Here is a 20,041-nt window from a genome sequence, read left to right as displayed (position 1 = left end):
GAAAGCATTTTTCACTTTCTATTTGGGCAGTTTCGTGTAGATTGCGAAATGCATGTATATTAAATTCAGACTTGACAGGAGGAAAGAGAAGGTGTATTTTAATATTATAGACACCCCACGGGGGTGTGGTAATGAAACACAAGGTATCATATTTCTATTTATGCTTTCCCGGAAAATTGGGGATATTAGTTTTGTGATATTTATGAAAGGGGGACACAATGAATCAGAAATTTTCTGTTACTGGAATGACCTGTTCTGCCTGCTCTGCAGCTGTTGAGAAAGGCGTTAAGAATGTGAAAGGTGTGGATTCTGTTGTTGTGAATCTGCTTGGCAACAGTATGTTAGTAGAGTATGACGGGGAAGTTACCGGCCAGAATACGATAATTCAGGCTGTAGAAAATGCAGGCTATCATGCTTCTGTTTTTGTGAAAGGAAAAGAAGCAAAGAGCAGTGAAACAGCAGAGAATAAGGTACAGACGGAATTAAAGGAAATGAAGCAGAGAATCCTGATCTCTTTCTGTTTTCTGATACCGTTATTATACATTGCAATGGGACATATGCTTAAGTTTCCGTTACCTGCATTTCTTCATGGTGAAAAGAATTCTGTAACCTTCGCTTTTCTGCAATTTTTGCTGACTCTGCCCATTGTCTATACGAACCGCAAATATTACCAGATGGGCTTTAAGACACTCTTTAAGGGACATCCCAATATGGATTCCCTGATTGCCATAGGTTCCGGTGCTGCCATATGCTATGGTATTTTTGCAATTTTTCGAATTGGCTATGGACTTGGGGTTATGGATATGGATGTGGTAATGCAGTATTCCATGGATCTTTATTTTGAATCGGCGGCTACCATATTAACGCTTATAACCCTGGGTAAATTTTTAGAAGCCAGATCAAAAGGAAAGACCTCGGAAGCAATCAGTAAGCTTATGGATCTATCTCCAAAGACCGCTGTGGTGGTAAGAGATGGGAAAGAAACAGAAATTCCGATCGAAGAAGTCGTAATCGGAGATATCCTGGCAGTCCGTCCCGGACAGAGTATTCCGGTGGATGGAGTAATCACAGAGGGCAACACGGCTGTGGATCAATCCGCATTGACCGGTGAGAGCATTCCGGTGGAAAAGAGTGCAGGAGACAAAGTCATGGGAGCGACGATTAATAAAACAGGATTCTTTTTGTTCCGTGCGGAAAAGGTGGGAGATGATACTACTCTTTCCCAGATTATACAGCTTGTGGAGGATGCCAATACCTCTAAGGCACCAATTGCAAAGCTTGCGGATAAAATCAGCGGTGTATTTGTACCGGTGGTTATAACTATAGCAGTATTGGCAACGGTGATTTGGCTGCTTACGGGAGAGACCTTTGAATTTGCACTTTCCATAGGCATAGCGGTGCTTGTGATTTCCTGCCCTTGTGCATTGGGGCTTGCCACACCGGTTGCAATTATGGTAGGAACGGGAAAGGGAGCAAGCAACGGTATATTAATCAAGTCGGCGGAAGCTCTTGAGATAGCCCATAAGATCAATACGGTAATTCTTGATAAGACAGGAACTATCACAGAAGGTAAGCCAAAGGTGACGGATATTTTAACAGCAGAAGGTGTCAGTGAAGAAGAGCTGTTAAAAACAGCAGCCACCATTGAAAAGCCTTCGGAACATCCCTTAGCGGAAGCAATTCTGGAAAAGGCAGACGAAAAAAAGATTCTTCCCCTTGCTGTTACAGAATTTCAGGCAATATCCGGAAGAGGAATCATTGCAAAAGACAAGGACGAAAGCTATTATTCCGGAAACAGCTATATGATGAAAGAGCAGGGAATTGATGTTACAAAGCTTCTTAAGGCAGCAGAAGACCTGGCAGAAGACGGTAAGACGCCTTTGTTCTTTGCAAAGGGCAAAAAGTTTTTAGGTGTGATAGCCGTAGCAGATGTAGTTAAGCCTACCAGCATGGCTGCTATTAAGGAATTAAAGAGTCTTGGTATTGACGTTGTTATGCTGACAGGGGATAATAAAAAGACAGCCCAAGCAATCAGGCGCCAGCTTCAGATAGATAAGGTAATAGCGGAAGTGCTGCCGCAGGATAAGGAAAGTGAAGTAAGAAAGCTGCAGCAGGCAGGTAAGAAGGTAGCCATGATTGGAGACGGAATAAATGATGCACCTGCTCTTGCAAGAGCAGATGTGGGAATTGCCATTGGAGCCGGAACAGATATTGCCATTGAATCCGCCGATATTGTGCTTATGAAGAGTGATTTGCTGGATGCGGTTACGGCTATTACCCTTAGTAAGGCAACCATACGAAATATCAAAGAGAATCTCTTCTGGGCTTTCTTTTATAATACTATCGGGATTCCATTGGCAGCCGGCGTATTTTATGGTATACTCAATTGGAAATTAAATCCCATGTTTGCAGCCGCTGCAATGAGTTTAAGCTCTGTATGCGTAGTGACGAATGCACTTAGGCTCCGTTTCTTTAAGCCAAAATACAAAACGCTGTAAAGAATAAATTGAATCATAAAAATAAGCCTTAACACAGCAACAGACAGAAGGCTGAAAGAAAATATAAAACAGAAAGGATGCCATTAAGAATGGCAATGCCGCAGAATTTTCTGCAAAAAATTCTGCGGCATGGAATGGTGTGAATATGAAAAAAGTAATGAAAATTGAAGGTATGTCCTGCGGACATTGCCAGGCCAGTGTAGAAAAGGCTTTAAGTACTATTAATGGAGTAAAAGCGAAAGTAAATCTTGGTAAAAAGGAAGCTGTGATTGAATATTCTGCTGATATCAACGATGATGTATTTATTAATGCTGTTACGGAAGCAGGATATGAAGTTGTATCGATTGCAGAAAAGAAGGGACTTTTTGGAAAATAAGCGAGGAAAGAGAGTAGCATGAAAGCAGATAAAGAGAAAATCACGCGTCTGTTGAAAACAGCCAGAGGGCAGTTGGACGGACTGTTAAAAATGGTAGAGGAAGACAGATACTGCATTGATATTTCCAATCAGATATCGGCTACCCAGGCAATTCTTCAAAAAATCAATAATGAAATCATTCAGTCGCATTTAAAAAGCTGTGTAAAGGATAGCTTTGAACGGGGAAGTGAAGAAGACAAGGCTGATAAAATCGAAGAAATTGTGAAATTGCTGGATAAGCTTACAAAATAATCCAGTATTAATAGCTCGAAAAAGCAAATAAAAGACTGCTGGTGAAGTATTTTGCTGGCAGTCTTTTGGTATTCTGACAATGAACTCCTGAATTATAACCGCAAAAATAACAAATTATAATATAGATTCATTAAGTTATTCTTAATTTTAAAAAATACACTTTTCATTTGACAAAAAGCTGTGATATAATTGTTCGAGATTTAACGCAAAACATAAAAAAATTTAACAATTTGTTTTCTTTTTAATGGAAACATAGTATAATTATGGATTATATAGGAGCGTAGGGATGGATAATCAGGATAAAGAAGGTAATGAGGGGAAGAAGAATTCCCTCGGGGGTACAAATCCGCAAAGCAGTAACAATGACTGGACTTCTTATACAGGGGATTTAGGGAAGGGCATCAACAGTTATAGCGGTGAGGATGACAATTTCATGCAGGAAGTGAATGCTTCTTTAGCACAACAGATTAGCTCTGAGTTGGAGGATAATAATACGGATACAATAAATGAATCAAATAAGAAGAAAAAGATGCCAAAGGGATTAAAGATATTTACGATTGTGTTTTCCGGATTAATGCTGTTACTTGCATTGCTGGTATTTACGCCGGCAGGTCAAAAGCTATTGTTTACGCTGGCAGGAAACTATATTTACAATAAGCTTGATTACGATAAGGGGAATAACCCAAACGGGCAGGAAACAAACAATAATGTAAGTGTTACGCCCACTCCTGCACAGCCTGCAAAGGATGTTATAAATGTTCTGCTTATTGGTGTGGAAGAAATCGGCGGAGCTTCCAATACAGACTCTATGATTGTAGCTTCTATGAATACAAAGGATAAAACCGTGAAACTGACTTCCATCATGCGTGACTTGTATGTGGAAATACCGGGGCATGATAATAATAAATTGAATGCGGCCTATGCATTAGGCGGTGTTGACCTTTTATATCAAACGCTGAAACAAAATTTTGGAATAGATATCGATGGATATATGATGGTTAATTTTTCTGCTTTTGAACAGATTGTGGATTTGGTGGGCGGTGTGGAAGTTTCACTTACGTCAACGGAAGCAAACTATCTGAATACTACGAATTATATCTCTGATCCGTCTAACCGTCGTGTTCATGAAGGCAGCCAGCTTATGAACGGCAACCAGGCACTTGGCTACTGCAGGGTACGTAAGGTATCAACGGGAACAGAAAACAATGACTTTGGAAGAACCCAAAGACAGAGAGTTGTTTTAAATGCTATATTTGATAAGTTAAAGAGTAAGAATCTGATTCAGTTAGGCTTATTTATGAATGATGTGCTTACCAAGGTTGAGATTAAAACGGACATCAATAATTCCGATTTTAACAATTACATGCAGTGGGGAGCAAGTATGAATCTCAAAGAACTGCAGAATTACAGGATACCTTCTGACGGAAGTTACGGCTCTATAAAGGTACGAATCGGAAAATACAATCAGGATGTATTAGTACCCACCGATTGGGATGCAACCAGAACAGAAATCCATAATTTCATATATGGAAGCGGCGAGGCAGTTGCAAGTGATGTGACGGTAACACCGACGGACGAACCTTCATCAGGACAATAGAATATTCTAATAAAGGCACCCTTACTTATTGCTAAAAGCGAAATCTTTCATTGCAATAAGTAAGGGTTTTTTTGTGGGGATAAACCGGTTGGCAGCATTAAAAAATCAAGTTGACAACAGAGCATATAAGTAGTATTATGCGGATAGATACTTAGATAATTATCTAAATATCTATCTACTTGAAAGGAGAAGTTGCAGGAATGCTTCAAATTATTAATTTCAGTAAAAGCTACGAAGGGAAAAAGGCTGTGGATAACCTTTCCCTGGAAGTGAAGTCCGGTGATATATATGGCTTTATTGGCCACAACGGTGCAGGCAAAACTACGACCTTAAAAGCAGTTTCGGGAATTTTGGATTTTGAAGAGGGAGATATTATTATTGATGGGGTTTCAATTAAGAAGGATGCGTTAAGCTGCAAGAAAAAGATGGCTTATATCCCGGATAATCCGGATATCTATGAGCATTTAACGGGAATGGAATTCCTGAAATTTATTGGAGATATTTATGAAGTAGAAAAGAATGAAAGAATTCCCTGTATAGAAAGGTTCGGGAATGAGTTTGAGATGCTCTCTGCTTTATCAGAGCCTGTCGGTACCTATTCCCATGGTATGAAGCAAAAGTTAGTGCTTATGTCTGCTTTTCTTCATAAGCCTAAACTGCTGCTTTTAGATGAACCTTTTATGGGATTAGACCCTAAGGCCGCCCATACCTTAAAGAACCTTATGAAGGAAATGTGCAGCGAAGGCAGTGCCATATTCTTTTCTACCCACGTTTTAGAGGTGGCTGAAAAGCTGTGTAATAAGATAGCTGTAATTAAAGGCGGTAAACTGATTGAATCGGGAGAGACCGAAAAGGTAAAAGGCAATCAAAGCCTTGAGGATGTATTTTTGGAACTGACCAGGGAATAGAAGAGGAAAGAGGTTATCATGAAAGAATGGAATATGCTTATCCGGCTCATAAAAGTCCAGTTTCCGGCGGTGTTTGACCTGCCCTTTCTAAAGAAAGGGAAAAAGAAGCTGTTAAGTAACAGCATATCAAAGGTACTTCTGTCAGCATTTACGGTATTCCTTTTGGCTGTATCCTTTGTCTACAGTTATGGCATTGGTAAAGGATTGGAGTCAATAGGAAGAGCAGATATGCTTATAGAGCTGGCAGCGGGGGTTGCTTCTGTTGCCATATTTTTTACCACTGTATATAAAATCAGAGGAATTATATTTGATTTTAAAGACTTTGATTTTCTTTTATCATTGCCTTTAAAATTCACTACTGTTGTGACAGGCAGATTATTGCTTTTGTATCTTATTAATCTTCCCGCTGCTGTTATTATTATGATTCCCGCGGGAATATCCTATAGTCTGATTACAGGATGGGATATTGCAGCATTATTGATAAATCTGGCAGGAATGCTGCTGCTTCCCTTATTTCCTGTAACGTTGGCAGCCATGGCAGGAGTACTGATAGCTTTTATAGCTTCCAGGTTCCGAAGCAGCAAGCTGATAAATATTATTTTCATATTTACCGTACTGCTTATCTTTATGGCAGTTCCTTATTTTGGCGGCATGGGAACTTTTGAAAGTGTGTCACGAATATATCCTATAGCAGCTCTTTACAAAAGGGCAGTGTGGGGAAAGAAAATCTTATCCATAGTGATATACATCCTGATATCCCTTGGAAGCTTTGGGATTTTCGCAGGAGTGACAGGGAAGAGATTTATAGCCCTTAATACAGCGCTAAGTAAAAAGACCGGAAGCAGAAAGAAGAAGGCATTAAAGGCTCAGGCTGGTTCTCCTTTTTTAGCTTTGTATACGAAAGAAGTAAAGCGGTATTTTTCATCTGTTAATTATGTAGTCAATACCGGATTTGGGATGGTATTACTGACTGTTTTTAGCGTGGCTTCCCTGTTTCTGCCGCCGGATTTTTTGACCAAGCTCCTTAAAGTGCCAAATGCAGCAGAAGTAATCAAGCAGTTCTTACCGGAGTTTGTAGCCTTTAGCGTGGCAATGACCTGTATCAGTGCCAGTTCCATATCCCTGGAGGGGAAAAACCTCTGGCTTATGAAGTCACTGCCTTTATCGGCAGGTATGATATTTCGCAGCAAGATAGCGGTTAATCTAGTTATGACTGTGCCATTGGTACTAATAGATTCTCTTTTGCTGGATGTCGGTTTCGGACTTGACTTTATGGAGTTTATTAGTATTGTGGCATTTGGAGTTAGTATAAGCTTCTATACTTCAATTTCCGGTTTGTTATTCAACCTGCTTTTGCCGAAGTTTGACTGGAGTTCGGAGATTACGGTTATAAAGCAGAGTATGGCAGTGCTTGCTTCCATATTTACCGGATTCGTGGCAGCAATGCTTCGGGTAGCAGTAAAGAGTATATTGCCGGCAGTTACAGGTTTTGCAGCTCTGCTTATCGGAACAGTACTGTTAGCAGCAATAACTGCTATTCTTTATCTGTTTCTCCGAAAGACAGGAGAGAAAAGATTCGGAGCCTTTTAAGGTAAATGGGCAGTACCGTGCAGATTACAAGTAATTACTGGCAGGCAGGCGGTATGCACGAGAAAGGAGCTAGTGTGAACGATGTATTTAAAGCCTTATCCGATCCTACAAGGCGTAAGATACTTGAATTATTATCAAAAAAAGACATGAACGCAGGTGAAATTGCGGATTATTTTAATATCAGCAAGCCCTCCATCAGCCATCATCTGGCAATTCTTAAAAATGCAGATTTAATCAGTGATGAGAGGAAAGGGCAGAATATTGTATATACCTTAAATACTACGGTGTTTCAGGATGTGGTCCGATGGTTTTTTGATATAACAAAGAGCGAGGAAGAAAAAGAAGAGCAAGACAAAATGCTAAAAGGCGGACAAGGAGAGAAACAGGATGAGTAAGAGGACACATATTATCTTATGGATAGCAACGCTGTTATCCTATATTGGTATTTTAATTGTGTATAGGAAACTGCCGCAGACAGTTCCGATACACTGGGATAGTAATTGGGAAGCCAATGGTTATGCAGATAAGAGGTTTATGTTTCTGATAGGCGCACTGCCAGCTATATTAAATGGATTTTTTTATATTTTAAAAGACATAGACCCAAGAAGAAAAAATTATGATCCAAAAACCTATGGGATTATCAGAGCCTCAATTGTTGTTTTGACTATATTTTTTACCTGGGTTACGGTGGTGGCTGCCTTAAAGGTGGATTTGGATTTTAAACTGTTTGTTCCGGCAGGTCTTGGAATTGCCTTTCTAGTTATTGGTAATTATCTTCCCAAAGTCAAGAATAACTTCTTTATGGGTATTAAGAATCCCTGGACCTTATCCGATGACAGCGTTTGGCGAAAGACCCATAAAGCAGGTGGGTATTTCTTTATAGCTCTTGGAATTTTAATGCTTCCTATTGGTGTCATAAAGGAAAGAACTTACAGCCAGGTTGTATTTGGATTATTGCTGGCAGGTGTTATAGCAATCAATGTATATTCGTATATTCTTTACAAAAGAGACCACAAATAACGGTCAGAAATAGAAAAGAAGGAGCATGAAAGCTGCCTTCTTTTTTATTATTATAAATTCGTTAACCAGGCTTCACAATGCTTAATTGCTTCCAGCATTGCCACGGTACCGGGAGCCCCCTTGGTACCCCGTTTTTCTACACAGGTTTTAAGGGAAATGGCCTCATAGATATCAGATTCGAATACAGGAGAAACAGCCTTAAATTCTTCCAGGCTTAAATCATCCAAAGCAGCACCTTTTCCGATACAATAGATTACTAACTGCCCGATGATTCCATGGGCATCACGGAAAGGAACTCCGTGGTTTACCAGATAATCGGCAGCATCGGTTGCATTGGTAAAGCCGCCCTTTGCACTGGCCGCCATTTTTTCCTTGTTAAAGGCTGTGGTAGAAAGCATATCCGTAAAGAGCTTAAGGCATCCCTTTATGGTATCCATGGCATCAAAGGTCAATTCTTTGTCTTCCTGCATATCTTTGTTGTAAGCTAAAGGAAGGCCTTTCATAGTGGTAAGAAGGGAAACCAGGGAACCGTATACACGGCCTGTCTTTCCTCTGATTAATTCTGCAATATCAGGGTTTTTCTTCTGGGGCATGATGCTGCTGCCGGTGGAATAGGCATCGTCCAATTCTACGAATTGATATTCATTGGTATTCCAGATAATGATTTCTTCACAGAAACGGCTTAAATGCATCATGATAATGGAAAAGTCACTTAAACTTTCAAGGAGATAATCCCTGTCGGAGACGGAATCCATGCTGTTATTGGTAGCACCGTAAAATCCAAGCAGACTTGCGGTATATTCTCTGTCAAGAGGATAGGTGGTTCCTGCAAGGGCACCAGCACCAAGGGGAGAATAATTAAGTCTCTCAAGGGCATCACTCAATCTTTCATAATCCCTTTTAAACATTTCGAAATAAGCGCCCAGATGGTGGGAGAGAGTGAGCGGCTGGGCTTTTTGCAGATGGGTGAAGCCAGGCATATAGGTATCAAGATGCTCCTTCATAAGCTTTAGAAGAAGGTTTAGCAAATCCTTTAGAAGCTCTCTGATACTGATAAGCTCCTTTCTGGTATAAAGCTTCATATCAAGGGCAACCTGGTCGTTGCGGCTTCTTCCTGTGTGCAGTTTCTTTCCGGTATTACCTGTTCTTTCAATGAGAATTGATTCTACAAAGCTGTGAATATCCTCCTTGGCCTCATCAAATTGGAGCTTGCCTTCTGTAAGTTCAGACTTAATATGATTTAATTCCTTAACCAGCAGGCTGCATTCTTCTTTTTCTAGGATTCCCTGCTCTGCCAGCATGGTTACATGGGCGATGCTCCCTTCAATGTCTTCCTGATAAAATTTACTGTCAAAGGAAAGGGATGCATTAAAATTATGGACTAATTCATTGGTTTCCTTTGTAAAACGTCCGCCCCATAGCTTCATTTTAACCTCTTTTCTGAATGTCAAATTTTTGATCTGATATTCCTGATATTTTACGTTATCCGTTCATTTCTTTTATTAGCCGCGGTTTATTTAAGCAATACCACAAGCAGGCTTACGGTATGCATGGGAAATATATGACTTTGAAATTAACTAATTATACAATATATATTATAAATATACAAGAATATATTTGATATGAATTTAATCAGAAAAGCACCGGAATGAATCAGATTCAGCTTTCCGGTGCTTTTTATGGGTTTAATTCATATTAAAGGTTATAAAGTTTTGTATATTTATCTGTCAGATAGGTAATATAATAATCAGCATTTAAGTCTTCCTTCATCATTTCGTTTAGAAGTTCGGAAGTGTTTTTGGTAGCACCATATTTATGGATGTGTTCTTTTAAGAAATCTACAATAGGAGTTAAGTTACCCTGTTTTAAATGTTCTTCAACCGGAATTGCCTGTTCCATATAGCTGTAAATCTGTGCGGCAATGGCACTTCCTAAAGCGTAGGAAGGGAAATATCCGACGTTACCGCAGGCCCAATGGATATCCTGTAAGATGCCTTCTGCATCATTCCCGGGTTCAATTCCTAAATATTCTTTGTATTTGCGGTTCCATATGGCAGGAAGGTCTTTTACGGGTACATTTTCTTCAAAAATCATCTTTTCAATTTCATAACGGATGATTACGTGAAGGGAATAGGAGAGTTCATCCGCTTCCGTGCGGATTAAGCCAGGTGCTGCTTTATTAATTCCCGCTATAAACTGTGAGAGGGAAACGTCCTTTAACTGTTCAGGAAAGTACGCGGCTAATTTCGGATAAACCGGAATCCAGAAGGATTCACTTCTACCAAGCATATTTTCAAAGAAACGGGACTGGGATTCATGAACTCCCATGGAACTGCCGCCGCCTGCCGGAGTAAGAGTGATAGCATCATCAACATTCATTTCATAGATGGCGTGTCCGCTCTCGTGGATTACGGAAAAGATGGAGCTTTCCAAGTTATCGGGATAAATATGGGTGGTGATTCTTACATCTTTGTTATGAAGATTCGTGGTAAAGGGATGGGCACTTTCTGCAAGAACGCCCTTGGTAAAGTCAAAACCTACATAAGCTGCGATAAACTTTGCAAAGTCTAACTGCTTCTCTTTGTCAAAGGTCTGATAATTGTAGGACTTATCAATCATATCCTTCTTCTCTGTAACTTGCTTTAACAAAGGCACAAGAGAGGCTTTTATCTTATCAAAAAAGATGTCTAATTTTTCCATGGAAAAGTCTTCTTCAAAATCGCTTAAAAGGATATCATAAGCCTTTTGTCCTTCTTTTTTACGGTAGTTAGCAAATTTTTTCTGGTAGCTTATTATTTCTTCCAGTGTGGGAGCAAATTCTTCAAAGGATTTATTGCCTTTTGCCCTGGCCCAAATACCGGTGGACTTTACAATTAATTCACTGTAGGCCCTGTATTCTTCGGGAGGAATAGATTCCATCTGTTCGTAGGATTTTTTCATGTTTTTGATAATGGACTTTTGGTTAAAATCAAGATTTTTCTGCTCCTCTTCACTGGATAAGGTAACCAGAAGCTCTTTGACTTCATCGTTTATAAAAGCTTTAAAATATTCACCGGAGATAACCCCGACTGCCTTAGAAGTATTTTCTGCCGCAGCTTCCGGGGCAAGGGTTTCATTATCCCATTCGAATAAGGTTATTGCTTCCCGAAAGGAAATAATCTTTTCAATATATTCACATAATTTATCATAGTTTTTGCTCATAAAGCATCTCCTTTATTTATTATTTTTTTCCAGTATATCATAGGAAGGGAGCATTCAGCAACCCTAAGAAGGTATCAATAAGAACAGTTTAACCTTTATGAATACCTGCAAAGGGATTGCCTATAATATATCTTATCAGAAATTGTTTTTTAAATTGAAATATAGGGTTATACCAGAAGGAGATTTGACTATGAAGAAGCATTTTGAGATTGAAAAGGTAACAGGAAGAGAGATTTTGGATTCCAGAGGGAATCCGACTGTGGAGGTTGAAGTGTTACTGGCGGACGGAAGCCTTGGACGGGCGGCAGTGCCTTCCGGAGCCTCTACAGGAGCTTTTGAGGCGGTGGAGTTAAGGGACAATGACAAGAAGAGATACCTTGGCAATGGTGTGAAAAAGGCCGTGGAAAATGTCAACAAGGTGATTGCAAAGGAAATTGTTGGACTTAATGCCTTAAACCAGGTGGAAATTGACAAGAAAATGATTGAAGCAGACGGAACAGAAAATAAAGGAAAGCTGGGAGCCAATGCAATTCTTGGAGCCTCGCTGGCAACAGCAAAGGCAGCCGCCGAAGCCATACATCTTCCTCTGTACCAGTATATCGGTGGCGTGAATGCAAAGGTTCTGCCGGTTCCCATGATGAATATTATAAATGGCGGCAAGCATGCGGATTCCAGTCTTAACATCCAGGAATTTATGATTATGCCCATTGGTGCGAAGTGCTTTTCCGAAGGGCTGGAATGGAGTACAACAGTATTTCATACCTTGAAAAAGCTGTTAAAGGGTGACGGGTATGTTACGGCCGTAGGAGATGAAGGCGGATTTGCACCGAAGTTTAATAGTGACGAGGAAGCACTTGAGTATATCGTAAGAGCAGTAGGAGAAGCAGGCTTTGAACCGGGAAAGGATTTTGGCATTGCCATGGATGTAGCCTCAACGGAAATGTATGAGGAAGCAAAAAAGGCCGGCAGAGAAGGTGAGTACCTGTTCTGGAAAGCCGGAGAATACAAGAGCGTAGAGGATATGATTGCCTATCTTGAAGATTTATGCAGCAGGTATCCGGTAATGTCCATCGAAGACGGTCTTGCCGAGGAAGATTTTGCAGGCTGGGAAAAGCTCACTAATAGGCTTGGAAGCAGAATTCAGTTAGTGGGAGATGATTTATTTGTAACGAATACCAAAAGGATTAAGAAAGGAATTGAGCTTGGTGTTTCCAATTCTGTCCTGATTAAGTTCAATCAGATAGGTACGCTGACAGAGACCTTAGAGGCAATTGAAATGGCGAAAAATAATAAATGGACGGCAATTGTCTCCCATAGGTCAGGAGAGACAGAGGATGTGACACTTGCAGATATTGCAGTTGCTACCAATGCAGGGCAGATTAAGACAGGAGCACCGTCAAGAAGCGACCGTGTGGCAAAATACAACAGGCTTTTAAGAATTGAAGAACAGTTAGGGGACAGTGCGGTATACCTTGGGAAAAACTGCTTTCAGATAAAATAAGAACTTAAAAAACGACTTTAAAGGGCATCCTCCAATATCCAGATAGGGAGGATGCCCTTTGTCGGTTCATTGCTTTAAAGGGACGGTGAATACATTGCTTATAATACAGCGGAAGCCCTTAATAATATTCCCACTGACCAGCTTATGGTTTTCTTTGGGGCATAAGTTAATATCCATAGTATAGCCTAGATGATCATAGATTGCGGAAATATTCTGCATGCTTTCATTGTACGGAGCTAAATCCCTTTTTTTCCGAAGCTCGTATACATCCATAAATATCCTCTTCTTTCTCTCTGGTGCGTTTTGTTTTCTATAATAATATTATTATACTCATATCAGAGGATTTTTTCAATTATTTATTTCTTTTGCTCTTTTGAAGCTCTACTACAACAATCGGCAGGAAGGAAAGAACCAATACGATGGACCACTGGGCAGGTGTTAAGGGTACAACCTTAAAGATATCGGCCAGAGGCTTTACGGATATTACAATTACTTGCAGGAAAGCGCATACAATAAAGGAAAGCACAAGCTTGATGTTCGTAAACAGCCCGATTTTAGTAATGGAATGCTCGCTTCTCATATTAAAAGAATGGAACAGCTGAGAGAGGCTTAAAACTGCAAATGCCATGGTTCTTCCGATATAGGGCGTTGTAAGTGCTGCAAGTTCTACTGTTCTTGAGTTTCTGGTTAAATCTCCCGGCAGTGCGGCACTGTCAAAGAACCGGATGCCGATAATAAAAGCTAAGAGCGCCAGAGAACCAATTAAAATTCCTTCTGTGATGATCTTAACAGTCAGACCGTCAGAGAACATACCCTTGTCAGGAGAATTTGGCTTCTTTTTCATAATATCCTTATCAGGAGGGTCTACTCCCAGGGAAATAGCAGGTAATGAATCCGTCACCAGATTTACCCATAGAAGCTGGACGGCAATTAAAGGCGAGGGAAGACCAAAAATGATGGCAACAAAGATGGTCAGTATTTCTCCTATATTACAGGAAAGGAGAAAATGAACCGCTTTTTTAATATTATCATAGATGCCTCTGCCTTCCTTCACGGCGGCTACAATTGTGGCAAAATTGTCATCTGTCAGTATCATATCGGCTGCGTTTTTGGCTACATCAGTTCCGGTAATTCCCATGGCACAGCCGATATCGGCGGCCTTTAGGGCAGGAGCATCGTTTACTCCGTCCCCAGTCATGGCAACCACTTCACCTCTTGCCTGTAAGGCTTTCACAATCCGAACCTTGTGTTCCGGTGAAACTCTCGCAAATACCCTGTAATTCTTGATTCTTTCCACCAGTTCCTCCTGGGTTATCTGTGATAACTCTGCTCCTGTCATGGCCTGTGGGATGGAAGAGTTGTAAGTGGAATGACCGCTTGTGATTTCTGCTGCACGAAGCTCTGCCATAGAAGATTCTTTCGTTAATATTCCAAGCTCTTTTGCAATGGCACAGGCCGTCGAAACATGGTCTCCGGTTATCATAACAGGTGTGATACCGGCCATCTGGCAGGTCAGGACCGCCTCACGAACCTCAGGTCTTGGCGGATCGATCATTCCAATCAGGCCTGCCAGTGTCAGCCCCTGCTCCAGGCGTGCTGTCCTGTCTTTTTGTGTTCCGTTATTATTCTTTAGCCTGGCAGGAAAGGAGCTGTCAGCTGAATAGTCTTTGTAGGCTACGGCGATAACACGCAGTGCTTTGGCTGTCATTCCCTCGTTCAGACGTATCAGCTGCTCTCTAAGAGTATGGGTAATGGGAGTATCTCTGTTTCCGCGGTAAACATTTGTGCACTCGGACAGCAGTATATCAAAAGCTCCTTTTGTAATCTGCCGGTAACCGCCGTCGGGCAGCCTATGTATGGTAGTCATTTGCTTTCTGGCTGAATCAAAGGGAATTTCATATATTCTGGGATGTAATAAATCAAGCTGGGGTTTGTTTAGTCCTACCTGGTAGGCAGCCATTATCAGGGCATTTTCCGTAGGCTCACCGGTAGCAGATACTGTCTGGTGCTTTCTTTTTCCGGATGTCTGCAGTATGGCATCGTTACACAGGCTTGCGAGGGTAAGAAGAAGCTTTCCGGTACTGCCGTCAGGAGCTTCTTTTCCTTTACTGGAGCAAATTTCCGTTACTGTCATTTTGTTCTGGGTCAGGGTACCGGTCTTATCGGAACAGATAACGGTAGCGCTTCCAAGGGTTTCAACAGCAGGAAGCTTTCTTATGACGGCGTTTTTCTTTGCCATTCTTTGTACGCCAAGGGAGAGCATAATGGTAACAATGGCAGGAAGTCCCTCCGGTATGGCAGCCACGGCAAGGCTTACTGCGGTCATAAACATCTCAAATATAGGCCGGTTTTTTAAGATACCGATTAAAAAGATAATAATACAGATAATAAGGGCAGCAATACCCAGTACTTTGCCGGTAGCAGCCAGCCTTTTTTGCAGGGGGGTCATGGGAGTTTCATCTTCCATAATCAGTCTGGCTATATGCCCGACCTCTGTATGCATCCCCGTTGCTGTTACCATGGCCGTACCCCGGCCGTAGGTTACGATTCCGGTAGCGGCCACCATGTTGATACGTTCTGCCGGCAGGATATTTTCTTTTAATACGGTATCAGAGTCCTTTTCTATTGGGTGGGATTCACCGGTCAGGGAAGCTTCGTCAATTTTTAAATTAACTGCAGTCAGAAGTCTTGCATCAGCAGGTACAAAATGCCCCGTTTCGAGATATATAATATCACCGGGAACCAATTCCTTGGCATCTATATTCTCAATCACACCTTCCCGCATAACCAGAGCAGCAGGTGCGGACATTTTTTGAAGGGCTTCCAGAGATTTTTCGGCCTTGCTTTCCTGTAAAACTCCCAGGACAGCATTTAATGTGATGATAAGAATTATAATTGCAGGCTCTACAAAATCCAATTCTCCGTGTAAAAAGGAAACAAAAAAGGAAACCAGAGCGGCAAAAATCAACGTCAATATCATAAAATCCTTGAATTGGCTGATAAACCTCAAGAATAAAGGCGTTTTTTTCTTGGTTTCAAGCAGGTTAAACCCATATTTTCTCTGCCGCTTTGCCGCTTCCTTTTTCGTCAATCCTGTAAGTGCAGAGTCCAGTTCCCGCAGAGCTTCTTCCTTTGTAATACTGTGCCAATTGGTCATTTATAACACCTATTGCATATCCCAATTCCAATGTGTGGGGATTTTGCTCCTTTCTCTATTTTCATGAAACATCTATGTCAAGTTAATTATATGACGGGCTCTTCCTTTTTATTTCATATAGAGCAGTAAAGCGCAGGAACTAATTAAATACCACACAGCTATTAACAAGTGTGACAAACAGTGGTATAATTTAGAACATGTTTGTTTCAGAAAGTCTGCATTCAGTTAGAAGCAGGCAAAACATTGAGCCAAAAAGTGAAAGGAAAGCGTTTTCACATGAAAAAAAAGCATTTTCGGGTAAAACAAAAATATTTCAATATAGGAAATATAGGGATTTTTTTAAAGCCGTATAAAAAGCTTCTGGTAATAGGACCGGCGTTTAAACTGATGGAAGCAATACTGGAACTATTTCTGCCGTTTCTTATGTCAAAGGTAATTGATGTGGGTATAAAGAACGGGGACAGGGATTATGTTTATAAAATAGGAATCATTATGCTGGTGACAGCCGTAGTAGGGGTCATATGCGCCTTGGTATGCCAATACAGTGCTTCCCTGGTATCCCAGGGAGTCGGAACGGATATCAGAAATGAACTGTTCAGGCATATGGAAACCCTGTCAGGAAGGGAACAGGATAAGTTTGGGACGGCTTCTCTGGTCAACCGTATAACCAACGATGTAAACCAGGTGCAGCTGGCAGTCGCCATGTTTATAAGACTGGTTATCCGTGCGCCCTTTCTTTGCATAGGCGGTCTTATTATGTCCTTTCTGCTGGATGTACAGCTGTCCCTTATACTCCTTCTCATCCTCCCGGTCTTTGTTGCGGTTTTGTATTATACCATGAGAAAATCAATCCCCCTATATGGAAACGTACAAAAGAAACTGGATGAAATATCCCTAAGCGTAAGAGAAAATCTAAGCGGGGTAAGAGTTATCAGGGCATTTGCAGGAACCTTAAAGGAGGAGAATAAGTTTAACAGGATAAATGATGAATATGCTCTGAATTCCGTTAAGGTAGGGAAGATTTCAGCAATGCTGAATCCTCTGACTACGCTGATATTAAATATTGCAATCGCAGCGATTATTTGGCTGGGAGCCGTCAGGGTGGATAAGGGACTGATGGAAACCGGAGAAGTAATTGCCATAGTAGGATATGTCACGCAGATACTTGCAGCGTTGATTGTAATATCAAACCTGCTGGTTATTTTTACAAAAGCCTATACCAGTGCCGGGAGAATCAGCGAAGTATTAAGTACCAGGACAAGTATTAAAAGTCCTAAGGAAGGCAGTACAAAAGAGGCAGTATACGATGAAAAGACACCTGCTGTAGAATTCGACGGAGTTTTCTTTGCATATAAGGAGGATAACGATAATATAAAAGAAACAAGCAGGTATGCTTTAAATAACATATCCTTTCAGGTGATGAGGGGAGAAACCTTTGGTATTATCGGCGGTACGGGTTCCGGAAAATCCTCTGTAGTGAATTTGATTCCAAGGTTTTATGATTCTTTGCTTGGTTCTGTAAAAGTATCCGGCAGGGATGTGAAGGAATATGAGCTTTCAGAGCTAAGGGCAAAAATTGGTATGGTTCCTCAAAGGTCTGTTCTGATAACCGGTACAATCGCAGAAAACCTAAGATGGGGAAAGGAAGAGAGCACCCTTATAGAGCTAAAGGAAGCAGCAGCCATTGCACAGGCAGATGAATTCATAAATTCCCAGACAGAAGGCTATGATGCACCCATAAGAAGAGGCGGAGTAAATGTATCAGGAGGGCAAAGGCAAAGATTGGCCATAGCCAGAGCCTTGGTAAGAAAACCGGAAATACTGATTTTAGATGACAGCTTTAATGCCCTTGATTTTGCAACAGATGCCGCCTTAAGAAAGGCACTTAAGGAAAAGACAGAAGGAATGACAGTTTTTCTTATTTCCCAAAGAGCCAGTACTTTACAAAACTGTGACCAGATAATGGTTTTAAATGAAGGAGAGATAGCAGGTATTGGTACTCATGAGGAGCTCCTTAGGAATTGTGAGGTTTACGAAGAAATATGCCATTCCCAGCAGCTTCATGAAACCAGGGAAGAAGGGGGGCAGCTATGAGAAGTAAAAAGGATGACAGGAAAAAAACAACCGGTAAAAGGCTGTGGGTATATATTGGGAAGAGCAAGAAGCTGCTTTTAACAGCCTTCCTTTTTTCAGTGATTGGAAATACCATGGGAGTGTTTACGCCTTTGTTAATGGGAAAAGCAATTGACAAAATAGCAGGAGCAGGAAAGGTTGACTTTCCGGCACTTCGTACTCTATTGCTTCTGATGCTGCTACTTTATCTGGTTAGCAGCCTCTTTCAGTGGTTTATGTCAGTTCTTAGCAATAAGGCTTCCAATAATACCGTAAGAGAGCTGCGGGGGGATGCTTTTTGTAAGCTTAACAAATTGCCGGTCAGCTACTTTGACAGGCATCCCCACGGTGATATTATCAGCAGGCTGACCAATGATATTGATTCCATATCTGATGGAATCTTTCAGGGAATTACACAGATAATGTCCTCGGTGGTTATTATAACGGGAAGTTTTGTATTTATGATGATAATAAGTCCGCTGATAACTCTTGGGGTAATCCTTGTGACACCTCTGTGCTTCTTTCTGGCTTCCTTTATAGCAAAGCATTCCAGAAGGATGTTTCGCATGCAGTCAAGCCTTACAGGGGAACTGAATGGTTATGCAGAGGAAATCATAGAAAACCAAAAGCTTGTAATGGCCTTTGGCTATGAAGAGAAGGTGGCGGCGCATTTTAAAGAGCAGAATGAAAAGCTTTACCGTGCAGGGCAGAAGGCCCAATGGTATTCCTCCCTTACCAATCCTACCACAAGACTCGTTAACAACATTGCATATGTACTGGTCACGGTAGCGGGAGGTATTTTAAGCCTGGCAGGAAGGCTTTCTGTCGGCAATATTGCAAGCTTTCTCACCTATTCCAATCAGTTTGCCAAGCCAATCAATGAAATTACAGCGGTAGCTTCCCAGATTCAGGCAGCCTTTGCTTCGGCAGAAAGAGTATTTGCCCTTCTGGATGAAGAGGAGGAGCTTGACAGGGCAGAGCCCTTTGAGGAATTAGCAGAATGCCAGGGGAATGTGGAATTTTGTAATGTATATTTTTCTTACAAGAAGGAGCTTCCCTTAATAGAGAACTTTAACCTGAAAGTAAAAAAGGGGAGTACCATAGCAATTGTAGGGCCTACCGGCTCCGGTAAAACAACCCTTGTAAATCTTTTAATGAGATTCTATGAGCTTGATGGCGGGCATATACTCATTGATGATAAGGACATCCTTCATGTCAGGAAAGATGAGTTAAGGAAAAGCATAGGAATGGTACTTCAGGAGAGCTGGCTTATCAGCGGAACCGTTGCTGAGAACATAGCATACGGAAGGAAAGAGGTATCAAGGGAAGAAATTGTAAATGCGGCCAAAGCCGTAAAAGCCCATGGATTTATTATGAGGCTTAGGGATGGATACGATACCATAATAGAGGAAGACGGAAGGAATCTTTCCCAGGGACAGAAGCAATTGCTTACCATAGCCAGAGTTTTAATAATGGATCCTCCCATGCTGATATTAGATGAAGCGACCAGCAGCATTGACACCCGAACAGAGATAAAGATACAGGAGGCTTTCTTAAAAATGATGAAGGGGAGAACCAGCTTTGTAATAGCCCACAGACTTTCCACTATAAAGGAGGCAGATACTATCCTGGTATTAAAAAACGGCAATATCGTCGAACAGGGTGACCACAAGGAACTGCTTCGTAAAAAAGGCTTTTATTATACGCTGTACCATTCCCAATTTTCGTCTTAATAGATTTGAAACAGTTTTGCCATAAGATTAACACAAAATTTGCTTATGGTTACAGTA

General features: G+C 41.2%; 15 protein-coding genes. 11 read left to right on the top strand and 4 right to left on the bottom strand.

Annotated features, from left to right (window positions below; translation table 11 throughout):
- Positions 1-218 precede the first annotated feature (218 nt).
- The 8 genes from BUF11_RS15415 to BUF11_RS15380 all read left to right on the top strand — a co-directional run bounded on the left by BUF11_RS15415 (position 219) and on the right by BUF11_RS15380 (position 8,280).
- The gene (locus BUF11_RS15415; protein ID WP_073589749.1) at positions 219-2,498 is read left to right on the top strand and encodes a heavy metal translocating P-type ATPase; all 2,280 of its coding nucleotides are present in this window, start codon (positions 219-221) and stop codon (positions 2,496-2,498) included.
- A 145-nt stretch (positions 2,499-2,643) separates the two neighbouring features.
- On the top strand, positions 2,644-2,874 hold the full coding sequence (locus tag BUF11_RS25260; protein WP_073589748.1) for a heavy-metal-associated domain-containing protein: 231 nt from the start codon (positions 2,644-2,646) through the stop codon (positions 2,872-2,874).
- Between the two features lie 18 nt (positions 2,875-2,892).
- A complete protein-coding gene (locus BUF11_RS15405; protein ID WP_073589747.1) occupies positions 2,893-3,165 on the top strand; it encodes a metal-sensing transcriptional repressor in 273 nt (90 codons plus the stop codon).
- A 286-nt stretch (positions 3,166-3,451) separates the two neighbouring features.
- On the top strand, positions 3,452-4,762 hold the full coding sequence (locus BUF11_RS15400) for an LCP family protein (RefSeq protein WP_073589746.1): 1,311 nt from the start codon (positions 3,452-3,454) through the stop codon (positions 4,760-4,762).
- A 200-nt stretch (positions 4,763-4,962) separates the two neighbouring features.
- Positions 4,963-5,670, top strand: coding sequence for an ABC transporter ATP-binding protein (locus tag BUF11_RS15395; protein WP_073589745.1), 708 nt, complete (start codon positions 4,963-4,965; stop codon positions 5,668-5,670).
- A gap of 18 nt (positions 5,671-5,688) precedes the next feature.
- Positions 5,689-7,260 (top strand): hypothetical protein, encoded by a 1,572-nt coding sequence (locus BUF11_RS15390; RefSeq protein WP_073589744.1) that lies wholly within the window; start codon positions 5,689-5,691, stop codon positions 7,258-7,260.
- Between the two features lie 5 nt (positions 7,261-7,265).
- The gene (locus BUF11_RS15385) at positions 7,266-7,655 is read left to right on the top strand and encodes an autorepressor SdpR family transcription factor (RefSeq protein WP_330393898.1); all 390 of its coding nucleotides are present in this window, start codon (positions 7,266-7,268) and stop codon (positions 7,653-7,655) included.
- Positions 7,648-8,280 (top strand): SdpI family protein, encoded by a 633-nt coding sequence (locus BUF11_RS15380; protein WP_073589743.1) that lies wholly within the window; start codon positions 7,648-7,650, stop codon positions 8,278-8,280. Before BUF11_RS15385 ends, BUF11_RS15380 begins: the two co-directional genes overlap by 8 nt.
- Positions 8,281-8,330: 50 nt before the next feature.
- On the opposite strand, the gene argH is transcribed toward BUF11_RS15380, so the two are convergent.
- The gene (gene argH / locus BUF11_RS15375) at positions 8,331-9,707 is read right to left on the bottom strand and encodes an argininosuccinate lyase (RefSeq protein ID WP_073589742.1); all 1,377 of its coding nucleotides are present in this window, start codon (positions 9,705-9,707) and stop codon (positions 8,331-8,333) included.
- A 268-nt stretch (positions 9,708-9,975) separates the two neighbouring features.
- Positions 9,976-11,481 carry a carboxypeptidase M32 gene (locus BUF11_RS15370; RefSeq protein WP_073589741.1) on the bottom strand — a complete coding sequence of 502 codons (1,506 nt, stop codon included), beginning with the start codon at positions 11,479-11,481 and terminating at the stop codon, positions 9,976-9,978.
- Positions 11,482-11,671: 190 nt separating this feature from the next.
- Between BUF11_RS15370 and eno the strand changes: the two genes are divergently transcribed.
- Positions 11,672-12,982, top strand: coding sequence for a phosphopyruvate hydratase (gene eno, locus BUF11_RS15365; RefSeq protein ID WP_073589943.1), 1,311 nt, complete (start codon positions 11,672-11,674; stop codon positions 12,980-12,982).
- A 66-nt stretch (positions 12,983-13,048) separates the two neighbouring features.
- On the opposite strand, the gene BUF11_RS15360 is transcribed toward eno, so the two are convergent.
- Both BUF11_RS15360 and BUF11_RS15355 read right to left on the bottom strand, forming a co-directional pair.
- Entirely contained in the window at positions 13,049-13,255 is a 207-nt protein-coding gene (locus BUF11_RS15360; protein WP_073589740.1) for a hypothetical protein, read from the bottom strand.
- Between the two features lie 79 nt (positions 13,256-13,334).
- Complete coding sequence (locus tag BUF11_RS15355) at positions 13,335-16,139, bottom strand: cation-translocating P-type ATPase (protein WP_073589739.1); 2,805 nt, start codon at positions 16,137-16,139, stop codon at positions 13,335-13,337.
- 276 nt (positions 16,140-16,415) lie between these two features.
- On the opposite strand from BUF11_RS15355, the gene BUF11_RS15350 reads away from it, so the two are divergent.
- Positions 16,416-18,233 (top strand): ABC transporter ATP-binding protein, encoded by a 1,818-nt coding sequence (locus BUF11_RS15350; RefSeq protein ID WP_084558714.1) that lies wholly within the window; start codon positions 16,416-16,418, stop codon positions 18,231-18,233.
- Complete coding sequence (locus tag BUF11_RS15345; RefSeq protein ID WP_073589738.1) at positions 18,230-19,984, top strand: ABC transporter ATP-binding protein; 1,755 nt, start codon at positions 18,230-18,232, stop codon at positions 19,982-19,984. The genes BUF11_RS15350 and BUF11_RS15345 overlap by 4 nt, the downstream gene beginning before the upstream one ends.
- The last annotated feature ends 57 nt before the right edge of the window (positions 19,985-20,041 follow it).

Source organism: Anaerocolumna xylanovorans DSM 12503, assembly GCF_900143645.1.
In the GTDB taxonomy this organism is placed as follows: Bacteria; Bacillota; Clostridia; order Lachnospirales; family Lachnospiraceae; genus Anaerocolumna; species Anaerocolumna xylanovorans.
Note: the sequence above shows the minus strand (reverse complement) of the source record. Positions and strands in the feature narration are given on the sequence as shown.

What these genes read in the sequence shown, in the direction of transcription:
- BUF11_RS15415 (WP_073589749.1), top strand. Translation starts at nt 219, where the DNA reads ATGAATCAGAAATTTTCTGTTACTGGAATGACCTGTTCTGCCTGCTCT.
- BUF11_RS25260 (WP_073589748.1), top strand. Translation starts at nt 2,644, where the DNA reads ATGAAAAAAGTAATGAAAATTGAAGGTATGTCCTGCGGACATTGCCAG.
- BUF11_RS15405 (WP_073589747.1), top strand. Translation starts at nt 2,893, where the DNA reads ATGAAAGCAGATAAAGAGAAAATCACGCGTCTGTTGAAAACAGCCAGA.
- BUF11_RS15400 (WP_073589746.1), top strand. Translation starts at nt 3,452, where the DNA reads ATGGATAATCAGGATAAAGAAGGTAATGAGGGGAAGAAGAATTCCCTC.
- BUF11_RS15395 (WP_073589745.1), top strand. Translation starts at nt 4,963, where the DNA reads ATGCTTCAAATTATTAATTTCAGTAAAAGCTACGAAGGGAAAAAGGCT.
- BUF11_RS15390 (WP_073589744.1), top strand. Translation starts at nt 5,689, where the DNA reads ATGAAAGAATGGAATATGCTTATCCGGCTCATAAAAGTCCAGTTTCCG.
- BUF11_RS15385 (WP_330393898.1), top strand. Translation starts at nt 7,266, where the DNA reads ATGGGCAGTACCGTGCAGATTACAAGTAATTACTGGCAGGCAGGCGGT.
- BUF11_RS15380 (WP_073589743.1), top strand. Translation starts at nt 7,648, where the DNA reads ATGAGTAAGAGGACACATATTATCTTATGGATAGCAACGCTGTTATCC.
- argH (WP_073589742.1), bottom strand. Translation starts at nt 9,707, where the DNA reads ATGAAGCTATGGGGCGGACGTTTTACAAAGGAAACCAATGAATTAGTC.
- BUF11_RS15370 (WP_073589741.1), bottom strand. Translation starts at nt 11,481, where the DNA reads ATGAGCAAAAACTATGATAAATTATGTGAATATATTGAAAAGATTATT.
- eno (WP_073589943.1), top strand. Translation starts at nt 11,672, where the DNA reads ATGAAGAAGCATTTTGAGATTGAAAAGGTAACAGGAAGAGAGATTTTG.
- BUF11_RS15360 (WP_073589740.1), bottom strand. Translation starts at nt 13,255, where the DNA reads ATGGATGTATACGAGCTTCGGAAAAAAAGGGATTTAGCTCCGTACAAT.
- BUF11_RS15355 (WP_073589739.1), bottom strand. Translation starts at nt 16,139, where the DNA reads ATGACCAATTGGCACAGTATTACAAAGGAAGAAGCTCTGCGGGAACTG.
- BUF11_RS15350 (WP_084558714.1), top strand. Translation starts at nt 16,416, where the DNA reads ATGAAAAAAAAGCATTTTCGGGTAAAACAAAAATATTTCAATATAGGA.
- BUF11_RS15345 (WP_073589738.1), top strand. Translation starts at nt 18,230, where the DNA reads ATGAGAAGTAAAAAGGATGACAGGAAAAAAACAACCGGTAAAAGGCTG.